Origin of the sequence: Maricaulis sp. MIT060901 (assembly GCF_047123815.1) — a bacterium.
Classification (GTDB): Bacteria; Pseudomonadota; Alphaproteobacteria; order Caulobacterales; family Maricaulaceae; genus Maricaulis.
This window is the reverse complement of the sequence record NZ_CP138920.1, coordinates 3,049,238-3,066,866: the sequence shown is the minus strand read 5'-3', so window position 1 is coordinate 3,066,866 and position 17,629 is coordinate 3,049,238. Positions and strand designations below refer to the sequence as shown.

The window sequence follows — 17,629 nt, the reverse complement described above, 5'->3', positions numbered from 1 at the left end:
TCCTAGCCATGACCTGTCAGCACCGGAGGCTGGTCATCCTTGAGTGCTTCGCCCCGTCCGGAAAGACTTGGATTGGTCATGAAATACGCGTGGGCACTGAACGGCTCCTCGATCGCGCTGATATCAACCCGCCGGTAATCGCCGGCCCCGTCCATGTACCAGCTGCTGACCTCGTCATTGAGATTGGCCACCATGATCTGATCAAGGATCTGACGATGCACGGTCGGGTTTTGCACTGGACACAGATGTTCGACGCGACGATCCAGATTGCGTGGCATCCAGTCAGCAGACGAGATGAAGACCTTGGCCCTGGGGGATGGCATCGCCTCACCATTGGCAAAACACACAAGCCGGGTGTGTTCAAGAAACCGCCCGACAATGCTCTTCACGCGAATATTCTCCGACAGGCCCGGAATGCCCGGGCGCAGACAACAAATACCGCGCACGACCAGCTCAACCTTTACGCCGGCCTGGCTGGCACGATAAAGCGCATCAATGATCTCGGGATGGACCAGCGCATTCAGCTTGGCCCAAACCGCTGCCGGTTTTCCGGCGTTTGCATTCGCGATTTCGTTGTCGATCATCTCGATGAGATTTTCCTTGAGATTGATCGGCGAGACAGAAAGACGTTCCAGATTTTCAGGACGCGCATACCCGGTGACATAATTGAACACCCGCCCGGCATCACGGCCATAGGCCGGATCCGCGGTGAAGACCGAGAGGTCGGTGTACACCTTGGCTGTGATCGGATGGTAATTGCCGGTTCCGAAGTGGGAATAGGTGCGAAGGTCATTGCCTTCTCGGCGCACGACCAGCGAGATTTTCGCGTGTGTCTTGTACTCGATGAATCCATAGACCACCTGGACGCCAGCGCGCTCCAGATCGCGCGCCCATTTCAGGTTGGCCTCCTCGTCAAACCGCGCCTTCAGCTCGACAAGTGCGGTGACGTTCTTGCCAGACTCAGCGGCTTCAACCAGAGCAGCGACAATCGGTGAATTCTTCGACGTCCTGTAAAGCGTCTGCTTGATCGCGACGACATCGGGGTCCGCCGCAGCCTGGCGCAGGAATTCCACCACCACATTGAAACTCTCATACGGGTGATGGACAACAATATCCTTTTCCTTGATGGCGGCGAAACAATCACCGCCATGATCCATGACGCGCTCGGGGTATCGCGGCTCGTAGGCCGGGAAAAGCTGGTCCGGATTATCGGTTGGGATCAGCTCATTGGCCTGTGAAAGTCCCAGAATTCCGGAGATCGGCACAACATCCTGATCTTCTGCGTTTAGATGGGCCAGGATGAAGTCACGCAGATAGTCCGGCATCGCCGCATCCATCTTCAGACGAACGATGACACCGCGCCGGCGCTGTTTGAGGACTTTCTCGAATTCGAGAACCAGGTCCTCGCTTTCTTCCTCGACCTCGATATCGCTGTCGCGAATGACGCGGAAAGCTCCCTGTGCCAGCACGTCATGGCCCGGAAACAGCGTGTCCAGATACATCGCCATCACGGTTTCCAGCGGGATGAAACGGCGCTCTGGGCGGCCACGGTCATTCACGGAACGGGAGGGAAGCTCCACAAAACGCCGGACCCCACTGGGCATCGGGATCAGCGCATACATCTCCTTGGAGGTCTTCTTGTTGCGCAGATGCAGGGCCAGGGCGAAGCCGAGATTGGGGATGAAAGGAAACGGGTGCGCCGGATCGATCGCCATCGGCGTGATAACCGGCAGGGTATGCGAGAGGAAATCCCCGCGCAGCCAGGCCTCATCCGTCTTGGAGAGTTCATCAGCTGACTGGACCGAGACACCGTGCTCGCGCATCTCCTCCCGCAGGTCGTTCCAAAGCGCCTGCTGCTTGCCCATCAGCTCGCTGGCCAGGACATGGATCTGTTCGATCTGTTCAGCCGGGGTCAGTCCGTCAATGCTCGGACGGGTCACACCATTTCGCACCAGTGCCCGCAGACCGGCCACCCGCACCATATAGAATTCGTCCAGATTACTGGCGGAGATCGACAGAAAACGCAGTCGTTCGAACACCGGAAGCGCCGGGTTCTCGGCCTCTTCGATGACACGCATGTTGAAGCGCAACCAGGAAAGCTCGCGGTTCAAAAAACGTGAGGGCGAGGTCTTCAGCGCCTCGATTTCGGTATTCTCAACTGCCGGGGAGGTCATCCTCACACTCCGTTTGAGACCAGGTTTCCAGGATTTCGCGGGCGATGGCTCGCGTTATGGGGGTTTGCTTGACCAACGCGCGTTTGTCCATGCGCTCAACGATCGCACGCGCGGCGGTTACCGAACGCTCCATACGCGGCAAAAGATACTCGATCACCCCTTCCTTGACCGGAGCTCGCCGGTCCTGGAGGTGTTTCTGCATCAGCGCGGTCAGCATCTCGTCATCCGGTTCCGCGAGCGCCACTTGAGGCGTCGCCCGCAAACGGGAGATCAGGTCAGGCAAGTGCGCCGTCCATTGCGTCGGCGGCGTTCGCGCCGTCAGCAGCAAGGCACTGATATCGCCCTCCGACGCCCGATTGATCGCGTGGAATAGCGCTTGTTCCGGCAAGGTGGCATCCATTGCCTCAACGACAAGCGGCACACCACCCGGCAGGCTCTCCAGCGTCGAGGCCAGGCTATCACCCGTGCAGATATGCGCGTCCATCTGCCAGGCCCAGACATGGCTTAGATGGGATTTGCCTGATCCTTCCGGCCCGATCAGCGCCATGCGCCGGTCCGGCCAGTCACGCCAACGGTTCAGGGCCGCGCGAGCGTCCTGGTTGGCGGGGCTTGCAATATAGCTTTCAGGGCTGAAATCGACCTCGACGGGCAGATCCAGCGCCAGTTGCTCTGTCATTCTTTGATCCGTCAGGAACGCCTAGAACGCCGTCCGGATGATCCAGCCCAGCTCCGGCTGTTCCTCCAATACCGCACCACGTTCGGCAAGCTCGGAAATCAGCTGCTCGCGCGCACCACGGAAATTGACCGTCATCAGCGCACCATCACGAGACATGGCATCCAGACGCGCATCTTCAACCAGCGAGGCACCCGTCAGGGCGTCCTGCAGGCTGCGCCACTCACCGATCGCACCATAAAGCACTGTGACACGAAACTCCTCGGTCTCCAGATCACGCACGATGGATTGCTGTTTCCATTCGGTCTCACGCTCAAATACAAAACGGCTCGCGGCATCGCTCCAGCCACCAAACACGCTCTCCGGCCCCCAGGTCGAGACCTCGAAGACGCCATCCGAGCCGATATTGACCAGATAACCACCGAACATGCGCATTTCGTCACGCTCTTCCGCGCGCAACACAGCGATGCGATTAACGTTGTAGGCCGAAGCCAGCGCGGCCAGGGCCGGTTCGTTCAGGGTCAGGGCGTCGCGGGCACTCAACAGCGCCTCGCCCTCATCGGGCACAAACATCGGGGTCAGGGAGTTGGAGAAATTCTGCCCTTCCCACGCCGCGCGCCAGACATTGTCTTCCCATAGCTGGAACTGACCGCGCTCGTTGTAGATCGGCAGCACCATGGTCGGGCGTGACTGGGCCTCGACATACGGCACGCTATAGCTGGAGAAAATGCGCTCGACGACCCGCGGATCGAAACTGATCGTGAGTTCCGCCAGGTAACGCGTCGCGCTGCGCTGCTCATTCTGGATCTCGATACCGGAGATCATTTCGGCGACAACGGACAAATCCAGGGCGTTTTCCTGAACCATCTCGCCGAACTCGTTCATGCGCGGCGTGAAATCAAAAGCCGTTTCGAAACGGTCCTCTTCCAGGGTCAGGCGCTCGATCAAACGATGCGCGGCCAGTTCCTGGCCCTGGCGCATGGCCTCGGTCTGGGCGGTCAGGGCATTGTCGGCGCTGGCATCGATCGAAACGCCTGTCACCGTGTACGGGTCATCGGCCTGGGCGACAGAAAAGACTGTGATAGTCAGGCAGATGGCAGAAACAATTGAACGCACGTCGAGCTCCCCTGAGCGTTGCTTGCGTCCACTATACCGCGACACTGTCACGCGTGAAGCCCATGACTTGCTTTGAAAGCCGCTTTGCACTGTACTCCGCGCAAATTTTACAGGGCCCAGGGAATCAGCATGTCCAGCAACGCGCCTTCCGGCAAAACCAACGGACTGACCTACGCAGACAGCGGTGTCGATATCGACGCCGGCGACGCGCTGGTGGATCGCATCAAGCCGCTGGCGGCCTCAACGCGGCGCCCGGGCGCAGCAGCAGACCTGGGCGGGTTTGGTGGCGCCTTCGATCTCAAGGCTGCGGGCTATGACGACCCGATCCTGATCTCCGGTACGGACGGTGTCGGTACAAAGCTGAAACTGGCCATCGCAACGGGCAAGCTGGACACGGTCGGCATCGACCTGGTGGCCATGTGTGTCAATGACATCCTGGCCCAGGGCGCCGAGCCGCTTTTCTTCCTGGACTATCTGGCGACTTCAAAACTGGATCCCGCCCGCGGCGCGGACATTGTTTCCGGTATCGCTGCCGGCTGCCGTGAAAGCGGCTGCGCGCTCATTGGTGGCGAGACGGCGGAAATGCCGGGCATGTATGACGGAGACGATTTCGATCTCGCCGGGTTTGTAGTCGGCGCCGCTGAACGTGGTCGCCTCCTGCCCGACCATGACCGCATGCAGGCGGGCGATGTGCTGATCGGCCTCGCCTCCTCCGGTGTGCACTCGAACGGCTATTCCCTGGTCCGCAAGGTTGTCGAAGTATCCGGTCTGGACTGGAGTGATGAAGCGCCATTCGCGCCGGGCCAGACGCTGGGCGAGGCCCTGCTCGCGCCGACGCGCCTCTATGTGAAATCCTGCCTGCCCCTGATCAAGTCCGGACTGGTCCATGGCCTCGCGCACATCACTGGTGGTGGCCTGATCGAGAATCCGCCGCGCATGACGCCGGATACGCTGGTGCCGGTCATCGACTATGCCAGTTTCGAGCTTCCGCCAGTCTTCAAGTGGATCGAGGAAACCGGTGGCATCGCGCGTGAGGAAATGCATCGCACCTTCAATTGCGGTATCGGCATGCTGATCAGCGTCGCTGAAAAGGACGCGGATGCGGCAATCGCGCAGCTTGCAGAAGCCGGCGAGACCGGCTTGATTGTCGGCACCCTCCAGTCGGCCTGACAGAGCCCGAAAAGAGATCAAGATGGCGAAGACCAAGATCGCCGTGCTCATTTCCGGGCGCGGCTCGAACATGCAGGCAATTGTCGATGCGGCCCAGGCCGAGGACTATCCGGCCGAGATCGCGCTGGTCGTCTCCAACAATCCCGACGCGGCCGGTCTGGCATGGGCCGCGGAACGCGGTATCGAGACCGAAGTGCTCAATCACCGCGACTACGAGACCCGCGAGGAATTCGAAAAGGCGCTGGACACGCTGATCCGACTCTACGGCGCCCGCATCGTCTGCCTGGCCGGTTTCATGCGCATCCTGACGCCCTTCTTCACCGAGAAATGGCGTGACCTGCTGATCAATGTCCACCCGTCCCTTCTGCCCTCCTTCAAGGGTCTGCACACGCATGAGCGTGCGCTGGAAGCCGGTGTCCGAATCCATGGCTGTACCGTGCACTATGTGCGTCCGGAAATGGATGACGGCCCGATCATCGGTCAGGCCGCTGTACCTGTCCTGCATGGCGACACACCGGACACGCTGGCCGCTCGCGTGCTGGAAGCGGAACACCAGCTCTATCCGCAGTGCATCGCCCTGGCCTGTTCCGGCAAGGCCCGCGTCGCGGGTGAACGCGTCCGCTTGCAGGTCCGCGAATTCGGCGCCGACCTGCTGATGAATCCGCACGACTAGAACCATGCGTATCACCGATACATTGGTGATCGACGAAGCGGAAATCGAGGAGCGTTACATGCGCGCCTCCGGTGCCGGCGGTCAGCATGTGAACAAGACGGAGAGCGCCATCCAGCTGCGCTTCAACGCCCTGGAAAACCGCAATCTGACGCCGGATCAGAAAACCCGGCTGAAAAAGCTGGCCGGTTCACGGATGACCCTGGGCGGTGAAATCCTGATCCGGGCCGAAAAATCACGCTCGCGCGAGCGTAACCGGGCCGAGGCGCGCGAACGTCTGCGCAGCCTGATCGAGCGTTGTCTGACAGCGCCCAAGCCGCGCAAGAAATCCCGGCCCAGCCTGGCCTCGGTTCGCCGCCACCAACAGAGCAAGATGCACCGGTCGGGCCTCAAGGCCTCCCGCCGCAGCCCCTCGTCCGAGGACTAGCCGAACACCCGCCTCAGGATGGATGAGGCCTGGCCCAGCGGGTCCCGGCGAATGGCCCGTTCTTCCTGGCCAACATAGTAGAAAACACCGTCCAGCGCCTTGTCGACAGCATGATCGGAAAGCCTGTCTGCCAGATCCCGGGACGACGTGCCGCCGATCCCGAAACGGCCCAGCAGGGAATTGCCCCGATCGACATAGGGCTCGAGCCGGTCCAGCGAGCGGTAGACCCCAGCCTGGCGCATCGCGCCTTGCATGTGCGGTTCAAGCGCCCGCTCCAGCCTCGGGCCGGATGAGCGGCGCAGATATTCCGTCGCTGCCGTATCCGAACCACGCACAATGCCGACCGCATCGCTGACGCTCATGTCACGAATGGCGGAAATGAAGATATCGCGGGCCGCCGGCATGGCCGCCTCTGCTGCCCGATTCAGACCGAGCTCAAGATCATCAATGGCTCCGGACATGCCCACGCTGCGCAAGGTCGACTGTATGGAGGCCACCTGCCGCGGAAGCGGAATACGGACCTGAGAATCGCCCCAGAAACCGTCTCGACGTCCCAGCCGGGTCGTCGCCAGGCGTGCGGCCTGGTCGAGGGCTGTGCGCAGGCCATTGGCAGCCTGGGCGCGGCTCAAGCTCTGAGCAGATGCGGGAAAACTCGCCAGTGCGGCAAGCCCCGATGCAATAAAAACACGACGATCCATAACGCCCCCCGAAAACTAGGCCAGTTCCGACGCGATCACCGCGTCGATGTCAGCGAGGTGTCTAGCAATCTCTGCCTGAGGCAAAAATGAACCGATGAAACTATTGCGCGCCAGGGTGATGATCTCGGCAGCCGTCAGGCCGACAGCCTCGGCTGTACGGACATAGTTCTCGTTCACATAACCACCGAAATACGCCGGGTCATCAGAATTGCAGGTGGCGACAAGGCCCAGCTCCAGCATGCGTTTCATCGGGTGATCTTCCAACCGCTCAACCCCGCACAAGCGCAAATTGGATAGCGGGCACACCGTCAACGCCATCTTGCTGTCCACCAAACGTTTAACCAGCGCCTCATCCTCAAGCGCCCGGTTGCCGTGGTCCACCCGGTCAATGTGCAGCAGGTCCAGCGCCTCGTAGACATATTGCGGCGGGCCTTCCTCGCCGGCATGGGCAACTCGCTTGAGCCCAAGTTCGCCTGCGCGGGCAAACACTCGCTCGAACTTCGACGGCGGATGACCCATTTCCGAGGAATCGAGCCCCACCCCATCAATACGTTCAATATGCGCCATCGCCTGTTCCAATGTTTCAAACGCCGCTTCTTCGGAGAGATGGCGCAGGAAACACATGATCAGCTGGGAGCTCATTCCCCACCGGGTCTCGGCCTGTTCCAGCGCCCGCGTCAGACCATCAATAACGGTGGCAAACGGGATCTCACGCTCGGTGTGGCCCTGCGGGTCAAAGAAAATCTCGACATGGCGGACATTGTCCGCGTGCGCCCGTTCCAGATACGCCCAGGCGAGATCAAAGAAATCCTGTTCGGTCTGCAGGACATTCATGCCGAGATAATAGATGTCGAGGAAGTCCTGGAGATTGGAGAAGTCATAAGCCGCACCGATCTCCTCCACCGTCTTGAACGGTAGTTCGATCCCGTTGCGCTGAGCCAGCGCCATCATCAATTCAGGCTCCAGAGAACCTTCGATATGCAGGTGAAGCTCAGCCTTGGGCAGGCGGGCGATCAGATCATGCAAAGCGGACATGGCGACCTCTCTTGGGTTTGGGGAGTTGCAAGAAAATGCGCCGCGCCGCCGCGGCTTGCAAGCATGATCAATCTGGATTCAGACAATCCGCGAGGGCCTGGGGATCAGAAATCGGAGCACAGGCCTCCCGGACCCCGGCTTCGTCTCCCCTTTCGGAGAGCACGGCCGCCAGACCGGTGAGCGCGCGGACGTTCAACGGGTCCCATTGCAGCACGCGGCGATACCAACGCTCAGCCGTCACACCGTCAGAGCGCGCGTGATACCGGTCCGCGACCGACAGGCCGGTTTCAGAATACCAAGGCCGAACCAACACTGTCTGGCTTTCATAAACCCGGCTCATGGCCTCGAATGCCAGCTCCATGTGAACCAGAGCCAGGTCGGGCGCGCCCTGATGATTGTGGAGGTCGGAGAGGTTGATAAAAACCTCCCACGCATCCGGATCCAGCGTGGCGGCACGGTCATAGCTGCGCATCGCTAGCTCGATCTCTCCCTGTGCCGACAAGACCAGTCCCAGCGCCCGGTGAGCGAGCGCATAATCGGCATCTTGCGCGACGGCCATTTCCGCATGCTGGCGCGCCCGGGCAAGCGCCTCGATGGCATTGGGCGTTTGAGTGCGACCATTGGCCAGCGCGGTTCGCACTCGCGATTGCAGCCCGACTTCTTCCCACTCCCCCGGCGACCAGCGGATCACCTCCTGGGTGATTGTATTGGCGAGGCCTGACAGGGCCCGGGCAGAGCCGGGCTCAGCCTCAACCGCCTGGCGATAGAGCCTCATGGCCGCATCATTATCGGCTTCGGTGTATTGATAATAGAACTCATCCGCCCGCGTGATCAGGGGGGCAACCTCGGCTTCCGGCGTGCGGTCCATGAAAGCTGCAAAAACAAAAGCCACCATCACAACGCCGGCCAGCAAAGCAATGCCAGCAAGGCGCCAGTCAGGGTGGTCCGAAACGCTTCCGGTCCGTCGGAGCGGCGCAGGCTCGACCAGCAGCCGATATCCTTTCTTGGCCACAGTCGCGACAAAGGCGGGATTTCGGGCTTCGTCGCCCAGCGCCTGGCGCAACTTCCACACCGCCCGCGCGAGTGCATCGTCATTCACGGTCACGCCCGGCCAGAGTTCCTCAAAGATGGAGTCACGGCTCACCGCGTCGCCCGGCGTTCGCGCCAGCAGGCATAGCAGCGCCATGACCTTGGGCTCGACCTCCACGGTCACTCCGCTTCGAACCAGGTGTCCGTTTGCTGGCTCGACACGCACTTCGCCCAGCCGGAAGCCCTTTTCCAACATCATGTTTTTCAATCTGTTTTCCCTGGTCAGAAAAAGGTCAGAACAACGGGAAGCCCGAGTCATTGCATTATCGTGCCGGCACGCGGATTTGCAAAGCGGACGGCCGCAATCCTGCCGGCTGAAAACAGGAAAATGACCATGTATCGATCACTGCTAACGGCACTGACCTGCGCCATATCCCTGGCTTCAGAACTGCCGGCCCAACCCGCGCCGCTGATCCAGCCCGAGCAGCTTCAGAAAGATTTCCAGACCCTCCACACCACGCTGCAAGCGGCTCATTTCGATCTCTATGCCGCCACACCGCCCAGCGTGTTTTCGCAGAGACGTGCGGAAATCATGGCGCTGCTGAATGAGCCCATGAGCCAGCTTGACGCCGCCATTCTCTTCCAGACCTACACCGCCCTCGCCCGGCATGCCCATGCCCGGGTCGAGTTTCCACTGCAACGCTGGTTCGATCATGTCGAAGCCGACGGTCTCGTGCTGCCCGTGGATATCCGAATACGCGATGGGCGGGTCTGGCTGGCAGATCATCAGACCGGTGACAACGACCTGCAGGCAGGCGCCGAAATACTCTCCCTCAACGGCGAACCCAATGCAGTCTGGCTTGCCCGCTACACACGGCATATTTCTGCAGACACGCCCCACATGGCCTACACCCTGCTTGAAATCTATCTGCCCCTGGTTTTCTGGATCGAAAATCCCGCACTCAACATGGTATCGCTGCAACTCGCCCAAGCAGATGGTGTTGTGACAACTGCAGACATTGCGCTGCGGCCACTGGCGGCCTTCGAAGGTTCAAGCTCTTCCAACTCCCCTCTCACCCTGCCCGAACATGACGTTCGCATGCTGGACGGCGAAATCGCCTATCTCCGCCCGGGCGCTTTTACCAATACAACCGAGGGCGAAAGCCAGTGGGATCCGACATCCTACATCTCCCGCGTCGATGCGGCCTTTGAGCGTTTTCTAGACACAGGCGCACAGGCGCTGATTCTGGATCTGCGGAATAATCCGGGCGGTTCTGCCAGTTTTTCCGACCCGTTGATCGCCTGGTTCGCTGACCGCCCCTGGCGGTTCGCATCACAGTTCACCGTTCGGGTCAGCGCGGCGACCACAGCTTCAAACGCCGCTCGCCTGGCGGATGGTGGAGGAGAAACGAGCCGTCAACTTGCCGAGCTCTTTGCAAGTGCTGCCAATGGAGCGCGGGTCAGCATGGACCTCGACCTGCAGCACCCACGGCCGGGAACACGTTTCGAAAGACCGGTCTATATCCTGATCAATCGCTATTCCTATTCCAACGCGACCACCGTCGCTGCACTCGCGCAGGACTACGGTTTCGCGGTGATCGCCGGAGAAACCACCGCAGACATGGCGACAACATACGCGGCCATGGAGCATTTCTCGCTGCCCCACTCCGGTCTGGCAGTTGGTTATCCAAAGGCCCACATAATTCGACCGAACGGCCATTCAGCGCCACACCCGGTGACGCCCGACATTGAAATCGAATTTCCGGTATTCCCGGGCTCGGAGGATGAGGTGCTCGAAAGACTGAGGCTCCACATCATTGCGGAACTCTAGCCGCTCACCACAACCCAGATCGTGAAGAGTAAAAGAAGGGCGATCACCGCGTTGATCCAGCGCGCATGGGCGGGATCACCCAGAAATTTGTGCAGGGTCCCGCCAGCCGCCATCCACAGGAGGCCGCACGGTGCACCGAAGATGAAAAAGGTCGGCACCATGATCAAGGCGCGATCGGCGGCTGCATCGGCCAGGGCGATGAAGGCCCCTGAGGCCGAGATTGTCATCAGTAGCGCCTTGGGATTGACCAGCTGGAACAACGCCCCTTCGTGAATGCGGAACGGCCTGGACGTGTCGTTTCGCGTTTCGTCGATCGGTTTGGGATTAATGGCGGCACGGATAAAGATCGAACTCATCCAGATCAGCCAGAGCGCCCCCACTGCTTTCACGACCCAGAGGAATTGCGGAAAGCGTTCAACTAGCCCACCCAGCCCGAACACCGATGCGAGCAGAAGAAGGCTGAACCCGATATTCACCCCGATCCAGTGCGGCAGTGTTGCCCGGAAGCCGAACAGCATGCTGGAGGACATGACCATGAGATTGTTCGGGCCCGGCGTGATCGACATTGAAATCACGAACACAACAAGACTGAAATACAGGGCCAGATCCATCACTCACTCCTCAACACTGGAAGCGCAATGTGGGGAGCATGATCGTCTCACGCAATTCACGAATAGCGCAAAAAAGAAACGGCCCGCAACAATTTGCGAGCCGCTTGCTTTCATGAATTTCGATATTCGGAGCTCAGATTGGCTTAGCCAACAATCTCGGCGTCCGTGAAGAAGAACTTGATCTCTTCAGCAGCGGTTTCCGGAGCGTCGGAACCGTGTACGGAGTTTTCGCCGATGGACAGGGCAAATTCCTTGCGGATCGTGCCGTCAGCAGCTTCGGCCGGGTTGGTGGCGCCCATGACTTCGCGGTTTTTCGCGATGGCGTCTTCACCTTCCAGAACCTGTACAACAACCGGCTCGGAGATCATGAAATCAACCAGCTCGCCAAAGAACGGACGTTCTTTGTGCACGGCGTAGAAGCCTTCAGCCTGTTCGCGCGTCATGTGGATGCGCTTGGATGCAACGATGCGCAGACCGGCGTCCTCGAACTTGGCAATGATTTTACCGGTCAGGTTACGCTTGGTTGCGTCCGGCTTGATGATAGAGAAAGTGCGTTGGGTCGCCATGACGGGTTTCCTTGAACTCGAGTGTGTCATCACCTCGAGCACAGCCGAGGCATCAGGATTCGCGCGGCTTATAGCGGGGGATGTGGGGAAAGGGAAGCGGTGTGACAGTACACCGCCTCAAAGCTGACCTACTCCACATCGGCCCACGCCCAGATCTCGTCCGGCGTGTGCTCTGACAGCGCCACGATATCCAGGCCGGAATTCTCCATCGCGCGCTGCACCAGGAAACGTCCGGTGCGATAGCCCACGCCCATCCGGCCATCGGGATGCTGGAACATCCAGGTGCCGTAATCCGCATCCACAGGCAGCTCGCGGATTTCCCGCGCCCACTCCAGCGATGTTGGTTCGTCGGGCTGCATATTGCCCGGCTTGGAAACACCGGTGATCGATTCCGCGAATATGACCGCCAGGCCCTCATTGATCGTCGCGATCTGGATACCGGGGCCGTAGTGATTGCCCTCAATCGTCCAACCACGGCGCAAATGATGCAGCTCGTGGGCAAAAGTCCCGGCGAGCCCATCACGCGCAGCGACCTCGAGGTTTTCCGGATGCAGGCTGGAAATCATGATCACGATCCGCCCGGGCGCCGCAGCCATGCCAGTCACATGTCCCACCATGGTCAGATCGCGCGCCAGCGTGCGCACAGATACGCTGACCTCGTTGGCGAGATCCGGGTAGATGGATTTCACCTGCTCATAGGTATCAGAGAGGATCGCCTCGATCGCCGCCTTCTCACTCGCAGAGAAAGTCTGCTCCTCGCTGCCCTGGTAACTCACATTGAGATTGCGGATCTCGTCCCTGTGAGAGACTGTGGCGGTTTCGGCCGTCAGTTCGATGGCGGTCGTCAGCGACAAGACCGCCAGTCCAAGGCTCGTACCAATTTTTACAATCATTCTTCTTGGTCCAGTTTTCATGCCCCCCAGCATTTGAACCGGATAGCGCAAAGCAGCACTGTCTACAAGTGTAACACTAACGCTATGACCGGGACAATCTGTCGAATAATCACCTCTCTTGCCCTTCTCCGCGCTGCGGCCTACACCGCCTCTCCCATGTTGCACGTCAATGATCTCACCTACCGGATTGAAGGCCGGGTCCTGTTCGACAAGGCGACCTTTGCGCTTCGCGGCAAGGCCAAGATGGGTCTTGTCGGGCGCAATGGCACCGGCAAGTCGACCCTGTTCCGCCTGATCCGCGGCGAAGCCTCGCCGGAAAGCGGCGATACCAGTATCAAGAAGGGCGCACGTGTGGGCTGGGTCGCCCAGGAAGTCCCCTCTGGCGATGAAACGCTGATGGATGTCGTCCTGGCCGCTGATCTCGAGCGTGCATCTCTGCTGGAAGAAGCGGAGACGGCAACCGAGCCGAACCGGATTGCCGAGATCCAGACCCGTCTGGCCGATATCGAGGCCCACTCTGCCGAAGCCCGTGCAGGCTCTATCCTGTCCGGTCTGGGTTTTTCCGGCGAGGCTCAGCGTCGACCGTGCAAGGAGTTCTCGGGCGGATGGCGCATGCGAGTGGCCCTGGCAGCGACCCTGTTTGCGCGACCGGACCTGCTGCTGCTCGACGAGCCGACCAACTATCTCGACCTGGAAGGCGTGATGTGGCTTCAGGCCTATCTGCGCACTTTCCCCGGGGCGGTGTTGCTGATCTCCCACGACCGCGACCTGCTCAATGGTGCCGTCAACAAGATCGCCCACCTCAAGGACGCCAAGATCAGCGTCTATGAAGGCGGCTATGATGATTTCGAAAAGGCCCTGCGCGAGAAACAGCGCCTGCAGATGAAATTGCTGGAAAAGCAGGAAGCCCAGCGCCGTCATCTCCAGTCCTTCGTGGACCGGTTCAAGGCCAAGGCGTCAAAGGCGAAACAGGCGCAGTCGCGGGTGAAGATGCTCGAGCGCATGAAACCCGTCGCCACAATCGTAGACGACCCGGTCGCGCCCTTCGAGTTTCCCAATCCCCAGCGCCGCATGGCCCCGCCTATCATCCGCATGCTGGACCTCAAAGCGGGGTATGAGCCGGGCAAACACATCCTGCGCGATGTGAACCTGAATATCGATCCGGATGATCGCATCGGCATTCTCGGTCGCAATGGCGCCGGCAAGTCGACCATGGCGAAACTGCTCTGTGACAAGCTGGATCCGCAGGACGGTTTCCTGCGCAAGCACAAGAAGTTGCAGATCGCTTACTTCGCCCAGCACCAGATCGACATGCTGTCGCCGGAAGTCTCGGCCTATCAGCACGTCGTCGAGCGCATGGAGGACGCAACCGAGGCACAGCGCCGTGCCCGCCTGGCCACGTTCGGCCTGCCCGGCGATCGCCAGGAAACACCGGCGAAATCACTGTCCGGTGGCGAGAAAGCCCGTCTACTATTCAATCTGATCACCTTCGACGGACCACACCTCCTGATCCTCGACGAGCCGACCAACCACCTGGACATGGACAGTCGCGCCGAGCTGATCAATGCGATCAACAATTACGAGGGCGCTGTCGTTCTCATCTCCCACGACCGCTATCTGATCGAGGCCTGCGTTGACCGGCTCTGGCTGGTCGGGGACGGAACTGTCACGCCCTATGGCGAGGATATCGAGACCTACCGTCAGTCTCTGCTGGGGCGTGGCGCTAAAGAAAGCTCCGGCAAGAAAAGCGTCGCAACGGATGAAAAATCTGTCGCGCGCCGATCCGCGGCCGAGCAACGTAAACTGCTTAAACCCCTGCGTGATGAAGTGGCGCGGTGGGAGAAGGAAAGTGATCGCCTGCGCGGCGTGCTTGATGTGATCGACAAGGGGCTCGCAACGCCCGGCCTCTACGAAAAGGATCCGCAAACCGCGACCGACCTCCAGATCAAACGCGCAAAGGCCGTCGAACTGATCGATGCGGCCGAAACAAAATGGCTGGAAGCGGAAGAGAAACTCGAGGAAGCCCAGAAAAACAACTTGTGATCGAATTTACCTTGCACCTCCCCCTTGGGGCGAAATACCGTTCCGGCGGCACCAAAGGGAGAGGAGAACGAGATGGATCCGATACGCATCTTGTGTGTGCATGGTCTCGGCGACCACAGGGATAATGGCTGGCACGAGGAATGGCGCACGGCCATCGAGGCCGCCTACCCGACCGGGAGTGAGCGTCCGCTCGAAATCATTTTCGAGACCTATGACCCGATTTTCGAAGAGATCGATATCAGCGGCTGGGACATTGCAAAAGCCGTCTGGAAACTCGCCTCGAGCGCGATCCGGCCGCGTCGCGCGCGCGGTAAAATAGGTGATCTGAAGGACAAGGCGCGCTGGACGGCGGGCTATGTTGTCGCCTGGGTCGAGGACAGGGAATTCCAGCAAAGTAGCCGCGACTGGCTGCATGACCGCCTTCGTGAACACAAACCTGAAGTCGTCATTGCCCACAGCCTGGGCTCGCTTGTCAGCTACAACGCCTTCTCCCACCCCAGCGCCCGCGAGGGTGATATCGCCGAGCTGTTGTCCCGGATCAACTACGTCACCATCGGTTCCCAGATCGGCAATCCTTTTGTGGTCGGCAATCTGACCAACGGCCGGGTCACCCCGCTTGCGGTGAAGACCTGGCGGCATTTCTACAATCGTCATGATGATGTCTTCACGGCACAGATCAGACTACCTGAAGCCGACAATTTCCTGCAGCTGGAAACCCCCTTCGATGATGACGGCGTCGGTGACCACTCAGGTTCGGGATATCTGGGACACAGCGTGGCGATTGAACAGTTCTGGAACCCGCTCGCAGCTGGCCTGCTCGGTGACGGCGTCTACCGCGCCACGCGCAGATTCGGGTCCGCTCGCAGGAGTGCAAAGACCAAGTCAAAGACCAGCAAACGTGCTGTACTTGTCGGCATCAATGACTATCCGGATGAGGCCAGCCGCCTGGAAGGCTGTGTGAATGATGTGTTCCTGATGAGTTCCGTGCTCCAGGAATGCGGTTTCGATGCGGCGGATATCCATGTCTGCCTGGACAGCCGGGCAACGACGGACGGGATACTGGAACGACTGGAATGGCTCGTGGATGATCCACAGCCCGGCGACGAGCGGATCTTCTATTTCAGCGGGCATGGTGCCCAGATCCCCGAATACGGGCCAAGCACCGAACCGGATCATCACCTGGAATGCCTGGTGCCCTGGGATTTCGCCTGGTCTGCGGACACCGCAGTAACAGACAAACAGATCCAGCAATTCTACAGCCAGCTGCCCTATGAGGTTCAGCTGGGCCTGATCTTTGACTGCTGTCATGCCGGCAGCATGCACCGTGATGGCAGCCGCAAAGCGAAGGGTATTTCGCCGCCGGATGATATCCGTCACCGAGAGATCCGCTGGGACAGCAAGCGTGAAATGTGGGTTCCGCGCGCCTTCAAGCCCCTCAACACCGATTGGTCCGAAGACAGCGATGTCAGCAGACAATATTTCGGTCTCGATGGGGCCGTTGCACGGCTCGGTCGCAGTGGCATGCTGCGCCAGACCAGTGCCCGCGACTATGAAGCCAGCAAGGACACGTCAGCCTATTTGCCGGGGCCCTATCTGCCGCTGATCATCGAGGCCTGTGCGGAAAACCAATATGCCTATGAATACCGCCACGGTGTCACCAGCTACGGGGCCTTCACTTATTCTCTGGCGACCCTGTTGCGCCGATATCGGGGCAAGGCACCCCCAAACTTCCATGAGCTTGTCGCTCAGGTGCGCAAACACCTGGCCGAACTGGATTACGACCAGACGCCGCAAATCCTGGGCCCAAGCCAGGCACTATCCAGGACCATCCCCTGGATCTCCTGATCTTGGCGCTGGACGCAAGTCGAAGCGCCCCCCAAGCCCGAGATAAGAAAACGACCCCGCTTACCAAAAGCGGGGCCGCAAATCACTTCAGCCGAAACCCGGCTAGTTTCCCGGCTCCGTGTAGGTCGCCAGTATTGCAAGCACAATAGTTGTGTGCTCACGCACCGCTCCGGGCTCCCGTACTACCCAAACGTCATAACTCATCATGCCCGGATCAAGAGCGCCCACTTCGAGTTCGCCTTGATAAACTGACATGTCAGGCATCATTGATGACATCAGCCCTCCGCTTCCTTCTCTATTCTGAAAGCGTAGAACAGTGTCTCCACTCCGATACTCTCCAGCTCGATCACCTCGCCCCATGAGACCGCCACCGAGAACCATCTCGAACACCGCGTCAGTTTCTTGACCGTCCTGCTCGAAACTGCATCCGTACACCAGTTCGTCCCGATCCAATCTCGCGATCCACTCCAGCCCGAGTGATACTTCGCGCGCGGAACAGGTAATTGTCAGCGGATTGTCTTCATACGCACCATTGTTGACAGTGAGGGTCACCCTTGAGCTCTGGCCACGTCTGAGACCGAGGATATTAGATGACGTTGTCCGTCGCGACAGACGTCCAGACATATCTCCCAGTGACCAGCTGCGGAAACGCTGGCGAAACTCGATTTCCTCACCCCGCTCCGAAATCGGGCGTGTATCTAGTTCAGCGGCAACAGGCGTCGACGACATCTCCACAACAGCAGCGGCCGGATCCACTTCCTGCTCTTCACTCGACTCAGTTCCGTCCTGAACAAACAGGCTGGCAGCAGCCAGCCCAGCAACTAATTGAAACATAATATTCCCCCAGA

General features: G+C 59.8%; 16 protein-coding genes. 6 read left to right on the top strand and 10 right to left on the bottom strand.

What is annotated here, in order from left to right; all coding sequences use genetic code 11:
- Positions 1-2 precede the first annotated feature (2 nt).
- From SIC17_RS15215 to SIC17_RS15205, 3 genes are read right to left on the bottom strand one after another with little or no spacing between them, the layout of a single operon-like run.
- Complete coding sequence (locus SIC17_RS15215) at positions 3-2,174, bottom strand: RNA degradosome polyphosphate kinase (RefSeq protein WP_412545899.1); 2,172 nt, start codon at positions 2,172-2,174, stop codon at positions 3-5.
- Positions 2,155-2,850: a DnaA ATPase domain-containing protein gene (locus tag SIC17_RS15210; protein ID WP_291896243.1), complete on the bottom strand. Its 696-nt coding sequence runs from the start codon at positions 2,848-2,850 to the stop codon at positions 2,155-2,157. The genes SIC17_RS15215 and SIC17_RS15210 overlap by 20 nt, the downstream gene beginning before the upstream one ends.
- Positions 2,851-2,871: 21 nt before the next feature.
- Positions 2,872-3,963, bottom strand: coding sequence for a DUF2066 domain-containing protein (locus SIC17_RS15205; protein ID WP_412545898.1), 1,092 nt, complete (start codon positions 3,961-3,963; stop codon positions 2,872-2,874).
- 129 nt (positions 3,964-4,092) lie between these two features.
- Here SIC17_RS15205 and purM point away from each other — a divergent pair, with 129 nt between their 5' ends.
- From purM to arfB, 3 genes are read left to right on the top strand one after another with little or no spacing between them, the layout of a single operon-like run.
- On the top strand, positions 4,093-5,133 hold the full coding sequence (purM, locus tag SIC17_RS15200) for a phosphoribosylformylglycinamidine cyclo-ligase (protein ID WP_291896246.1): 1,041 nt from the start codon (positions 4,093-4,095) through the stop codon (positions 5,131-5,133).
- 22 nt (positions 5,134-5,155) lie between these two features.
- Positions 5,156-5,806, top strand: a complete 651-nt coding sequence (gene purN, locus SIC17_RS15195) for a phosphoribosylglycinamide formyltransferase (RefSeq protein WP_291896248.1) — start codon at positions 5,156-5,158, stop codon at positions 5,804-5,806.
- A gap of 4 nt (positions 5,807-5,810) precedes the next feature.
- Positions 5,811-6,230 (top strand): alternative ribosome rescue aminoacyl-tRNA hydrolase ArfB, encoded by a 420-nt coding sequence (gene arfB, locus SIC17_RS15190; protein WP_412545897.1) that lies wholly within the window; start codon positions 5,811-5,813, stop codon positions 6,228-6,230.
- On the opposite strand, the gene SIC17_RS15185 is transcribed toward arfB, so the two are convergent.
- The 3 genes from SIC17_RS15185 to SIC17_RS15175 all read right to left on the bottom strand — a co-directional run bounded on the left by SIC17_RS15185 (position 6,227) and on the right by SIC17_RS15175 (position 9,251).
- Positions 6,227-6,928 (bottom strand): DUF4197 domain-containing protein, encoded by a 702-nt coding sequence (locus SIC17_RS15185; protein WP_291896252.1) that lies wholly within the window; start codon positions 6,926-6,928, stop codon positions 6,227-6,229. The two genes, arfB and SIC17_RS15185, sit on opposite strands and share 4 nt — an antisense overlap.
- 15 nt (positions 6,929-6,943) lie before the next feature.
- Positions 6,944-7,963 (bottom strand): adenosine deaminase, encoded by a 1,020-nt coding sequence (locus SIC17_RS15180; protein ID WP_412545896.1) that lies wholly within the window; start codon positions 7,961-7,963, stop codon positions 6,944-6,946.
- 67 nt (positions 7,964-8,030) lie between these two features.
- On the bottom strand, positions 8,031-9,251 hold the full coding sequence (locus tag SIC17_RS15175) for a winged helix-turn-helix domain-containing protein (protein WP_412545895.1): 1,221 nt from the start codon (positions 9,249-9,251) through the stop codon (positions 8,031-8,033).
- Between the two features lie 135 nt (positions 9,252-9,386).
- On the opposite strand from SIC17_RS15175, the gene SIC17_RS15170 reads away from it, so the two are divergent.
- On the top strand, positions 9,387-10,823 hold the full coding sequence (locus tag SIC17_RS15170; RefSeq protein ID WP_412545894.1) for a S41 family peptidase: 1,437 nt from the start codon (positions 9,387-9,389) through the stop codon (positions 10,821-10,823).
- On the opposite strand, the gene SIC17_RS15165 is transcribed toward SIC17_RS15170, so the two are convergent.
- From SIC17_RS15165 to SIC17_RS15155, 3 genes are all read right to left on the bottom strand, one after another.
- Positions 10,820-11,434, bottom strand: a complete 615-nt coding sequence (locus SIC17_RS15165) for a LysE family translocator (RefSeq protein WP_291896257.1) — start codon at positions 11,432-11,434, stop codon at positions 10,820-10,822. The two genes, SIC17_RS15170 and SIC17_RS15165, sit on opposite strands and share 4 nt — an antisense overlap.
- Positions 11,435-11,577: 143 nt before the next feature.
- The gene (ndk, locus tag SIC17_RS15160) at positions 11,578-12,000 is read right to left on the bottom strand and encodes a nucleoside-diphosphate kinase (protein WP_291896258.1); all 423 of its coding nucleotides are present in this window, start codon (positions 11,998-12,000) and stop codon (positions 11,578-11,580) included.
- A gap of 128 nt (positions 12,001-12,128) precedes the next feature.
- Positions 12,129-12,893, bottom strand: a complete 765-nt coding sequence (locus SIC17_RS15155; protein WP_412545893.1) for a DUF2268 domain-containing putative Zn-dependent protease — start codon at positions 12,891-12,893, stop codon at positions 12,129-12,131.
- Positions 12,894-13,049: 156 nt separating this feature from the next.
- On the opposite strand from SIC17_RS15155, the gene SIC17_RS15150 reads away from it, so the two are divergent.
- Both SIC17_RS15150 and SIC17_RS15145 read left to right on the top strand, forming a co-directional pair.
- Entirely contained in the window at positions 13,050-14,936 is a 1,887-nt protein-coding gene (locus tag SIC17_RS15150; RefSeq protein WP_291896264.1) for an ABC-F family ATP-binding cassette domain-containing protein, read from the top strand.
- A 72-nt stretch (positions 14,937-15,008) separates the two neighbouring features.
- On the top strand, positions 15,009-16,781 hold the full coding sequence (locus SIC17_RS15145) for a caspase family protein (RefSeq protein ID WP_412545892.1): 1,773 nt from the start codon (positions 15,009-15,011) through the stop codon (positions 16,779-16,781).
- Between the two features lie 102 nt (positions 16,782-16,883).
- Here the strand turns inward: SIC17_RS15145 and SIC17_RS15140 are convergent, their stop codons facing one another.
- Positions 16,884-17,615, bottom strand: coding sequence for a hypothetical protein (locus SIC17_RS15140; RefSeq protein WP_412545891.1), 732 nt, complete (start codon positions 17,613-17,615; stop codon positions 16,884-16,886).
- Between the last annotated feature and the right edge of the window lie 14 nt (positions 17,616-17,629).

Excerpts from the sequence above, each read along its gene's own strand:
- SIC17_RS15215 (WP_412545899.1), bottom strand. The coding sequence starts at position 2,174 with ATGACCTCCCCGGCAGTTGAGAATACCGAAATCGAGGCGCTGAAGACC.
- SIC17_RS15210 (WP_291896243.1), bottom strand. The coding sequence starts at position 2,850 with ATGACAGAGCAACTGGCGCTGGATCTGCCCGTCGAGGTCGATTTCAGC.
- purM (WP_291896246.1), top strand. The coding sequence starts at position 4,093 with ATGTCCAGCAACGCGCCTTCCGGCAAAACCAACGGACTGACCTACGCA.
- purN (WP_291896248.1), top strand. The coding sequence starts at position 5,156 with ATGGCGAAGACCAAGATCGCCGTGCTCATTTCCGGGCGCGGCTCGAAC.
- arfB (WP_412545897.1), top strand. The coding sequence starts at position 5,811 with ATGCGTATCACCGATACATTGGTGATCGACGAAGCGGAAATCGAGGAG.
- SIC17_RS15185 (WP_291896252.1), bottom strand. The coding sequence starts at position 6,928 with ATGGATCGTCGTGTTTTTATTGCATCGGGGCTTGCCGCACTGGCGAGT.
- SIC17_RS15180 (WP_412545896.1), bottom strand. The coding sequence starts at position 7,963 with ATGTCCGCTTTGCATGATCTGATCGCCCGCCTGCCCAAGGCTGAGCTT.
- SIC17_RS15175 (WP_412545895.1), bottom strand. The coding sequence starts at position 9,251 with ATGATGTTGGAAAAGGGCTTCCGGCTGGGCGAAGTGCGTGTCGAGCCA.
- SIC17_RS15170 (WP_412545894.1), top strand. The coding sequence starts at position 9,387 with ATGTATCGATCACTGCTAACGGCACTGACCTGCGCCATATCCCTGGCT.
- SIC17_RS15165 (WP_291896257.1), bottom strand. The coding sequence starts at position 11,434 with ATGGATCTGGCCCTGTATTTCAGTCTTGTTGTGTTCGTGATTTCAATG.
- ndk (WP_291896258.1), bottom strand. The coding sequence starts at position 12,000 with ATGGCGACCCAACGCACTTTCTCTATCATCAAGCCGGACGCAACCAAG.
- SIC17_RS15155 (WP_412545893.1), bottom strand. The coding sequence starts at position 12,893 with ATGATTGTAAAAATTGGTACGAGCCTTGGACTGGCGGTCTTGTCGCTG.
- SIC17_RS15150 (WP_291896264.1), top strand. The coding sequence starts at position 13,050 with ATGTTGCACGTCAATGATCTCACCTACCGGATTGAAGGCCGGGTCCTG.
- SIC17_RS15145 (WP_412545892.1), top strand. The coding sequence starts at position 15,009 with ATGGATCCGATACGCATCTTGTGTGTGCATGGTCTCGGCGACCACAGG.
- SIC17_RS15140 (WP_412545891.1), bottom strand. The coding sequence starts at position 17,615 with ATGTTTCAATTAGTTGCTGGGCTGGCTGCTGCCAGCCTGTTTGTTCAG.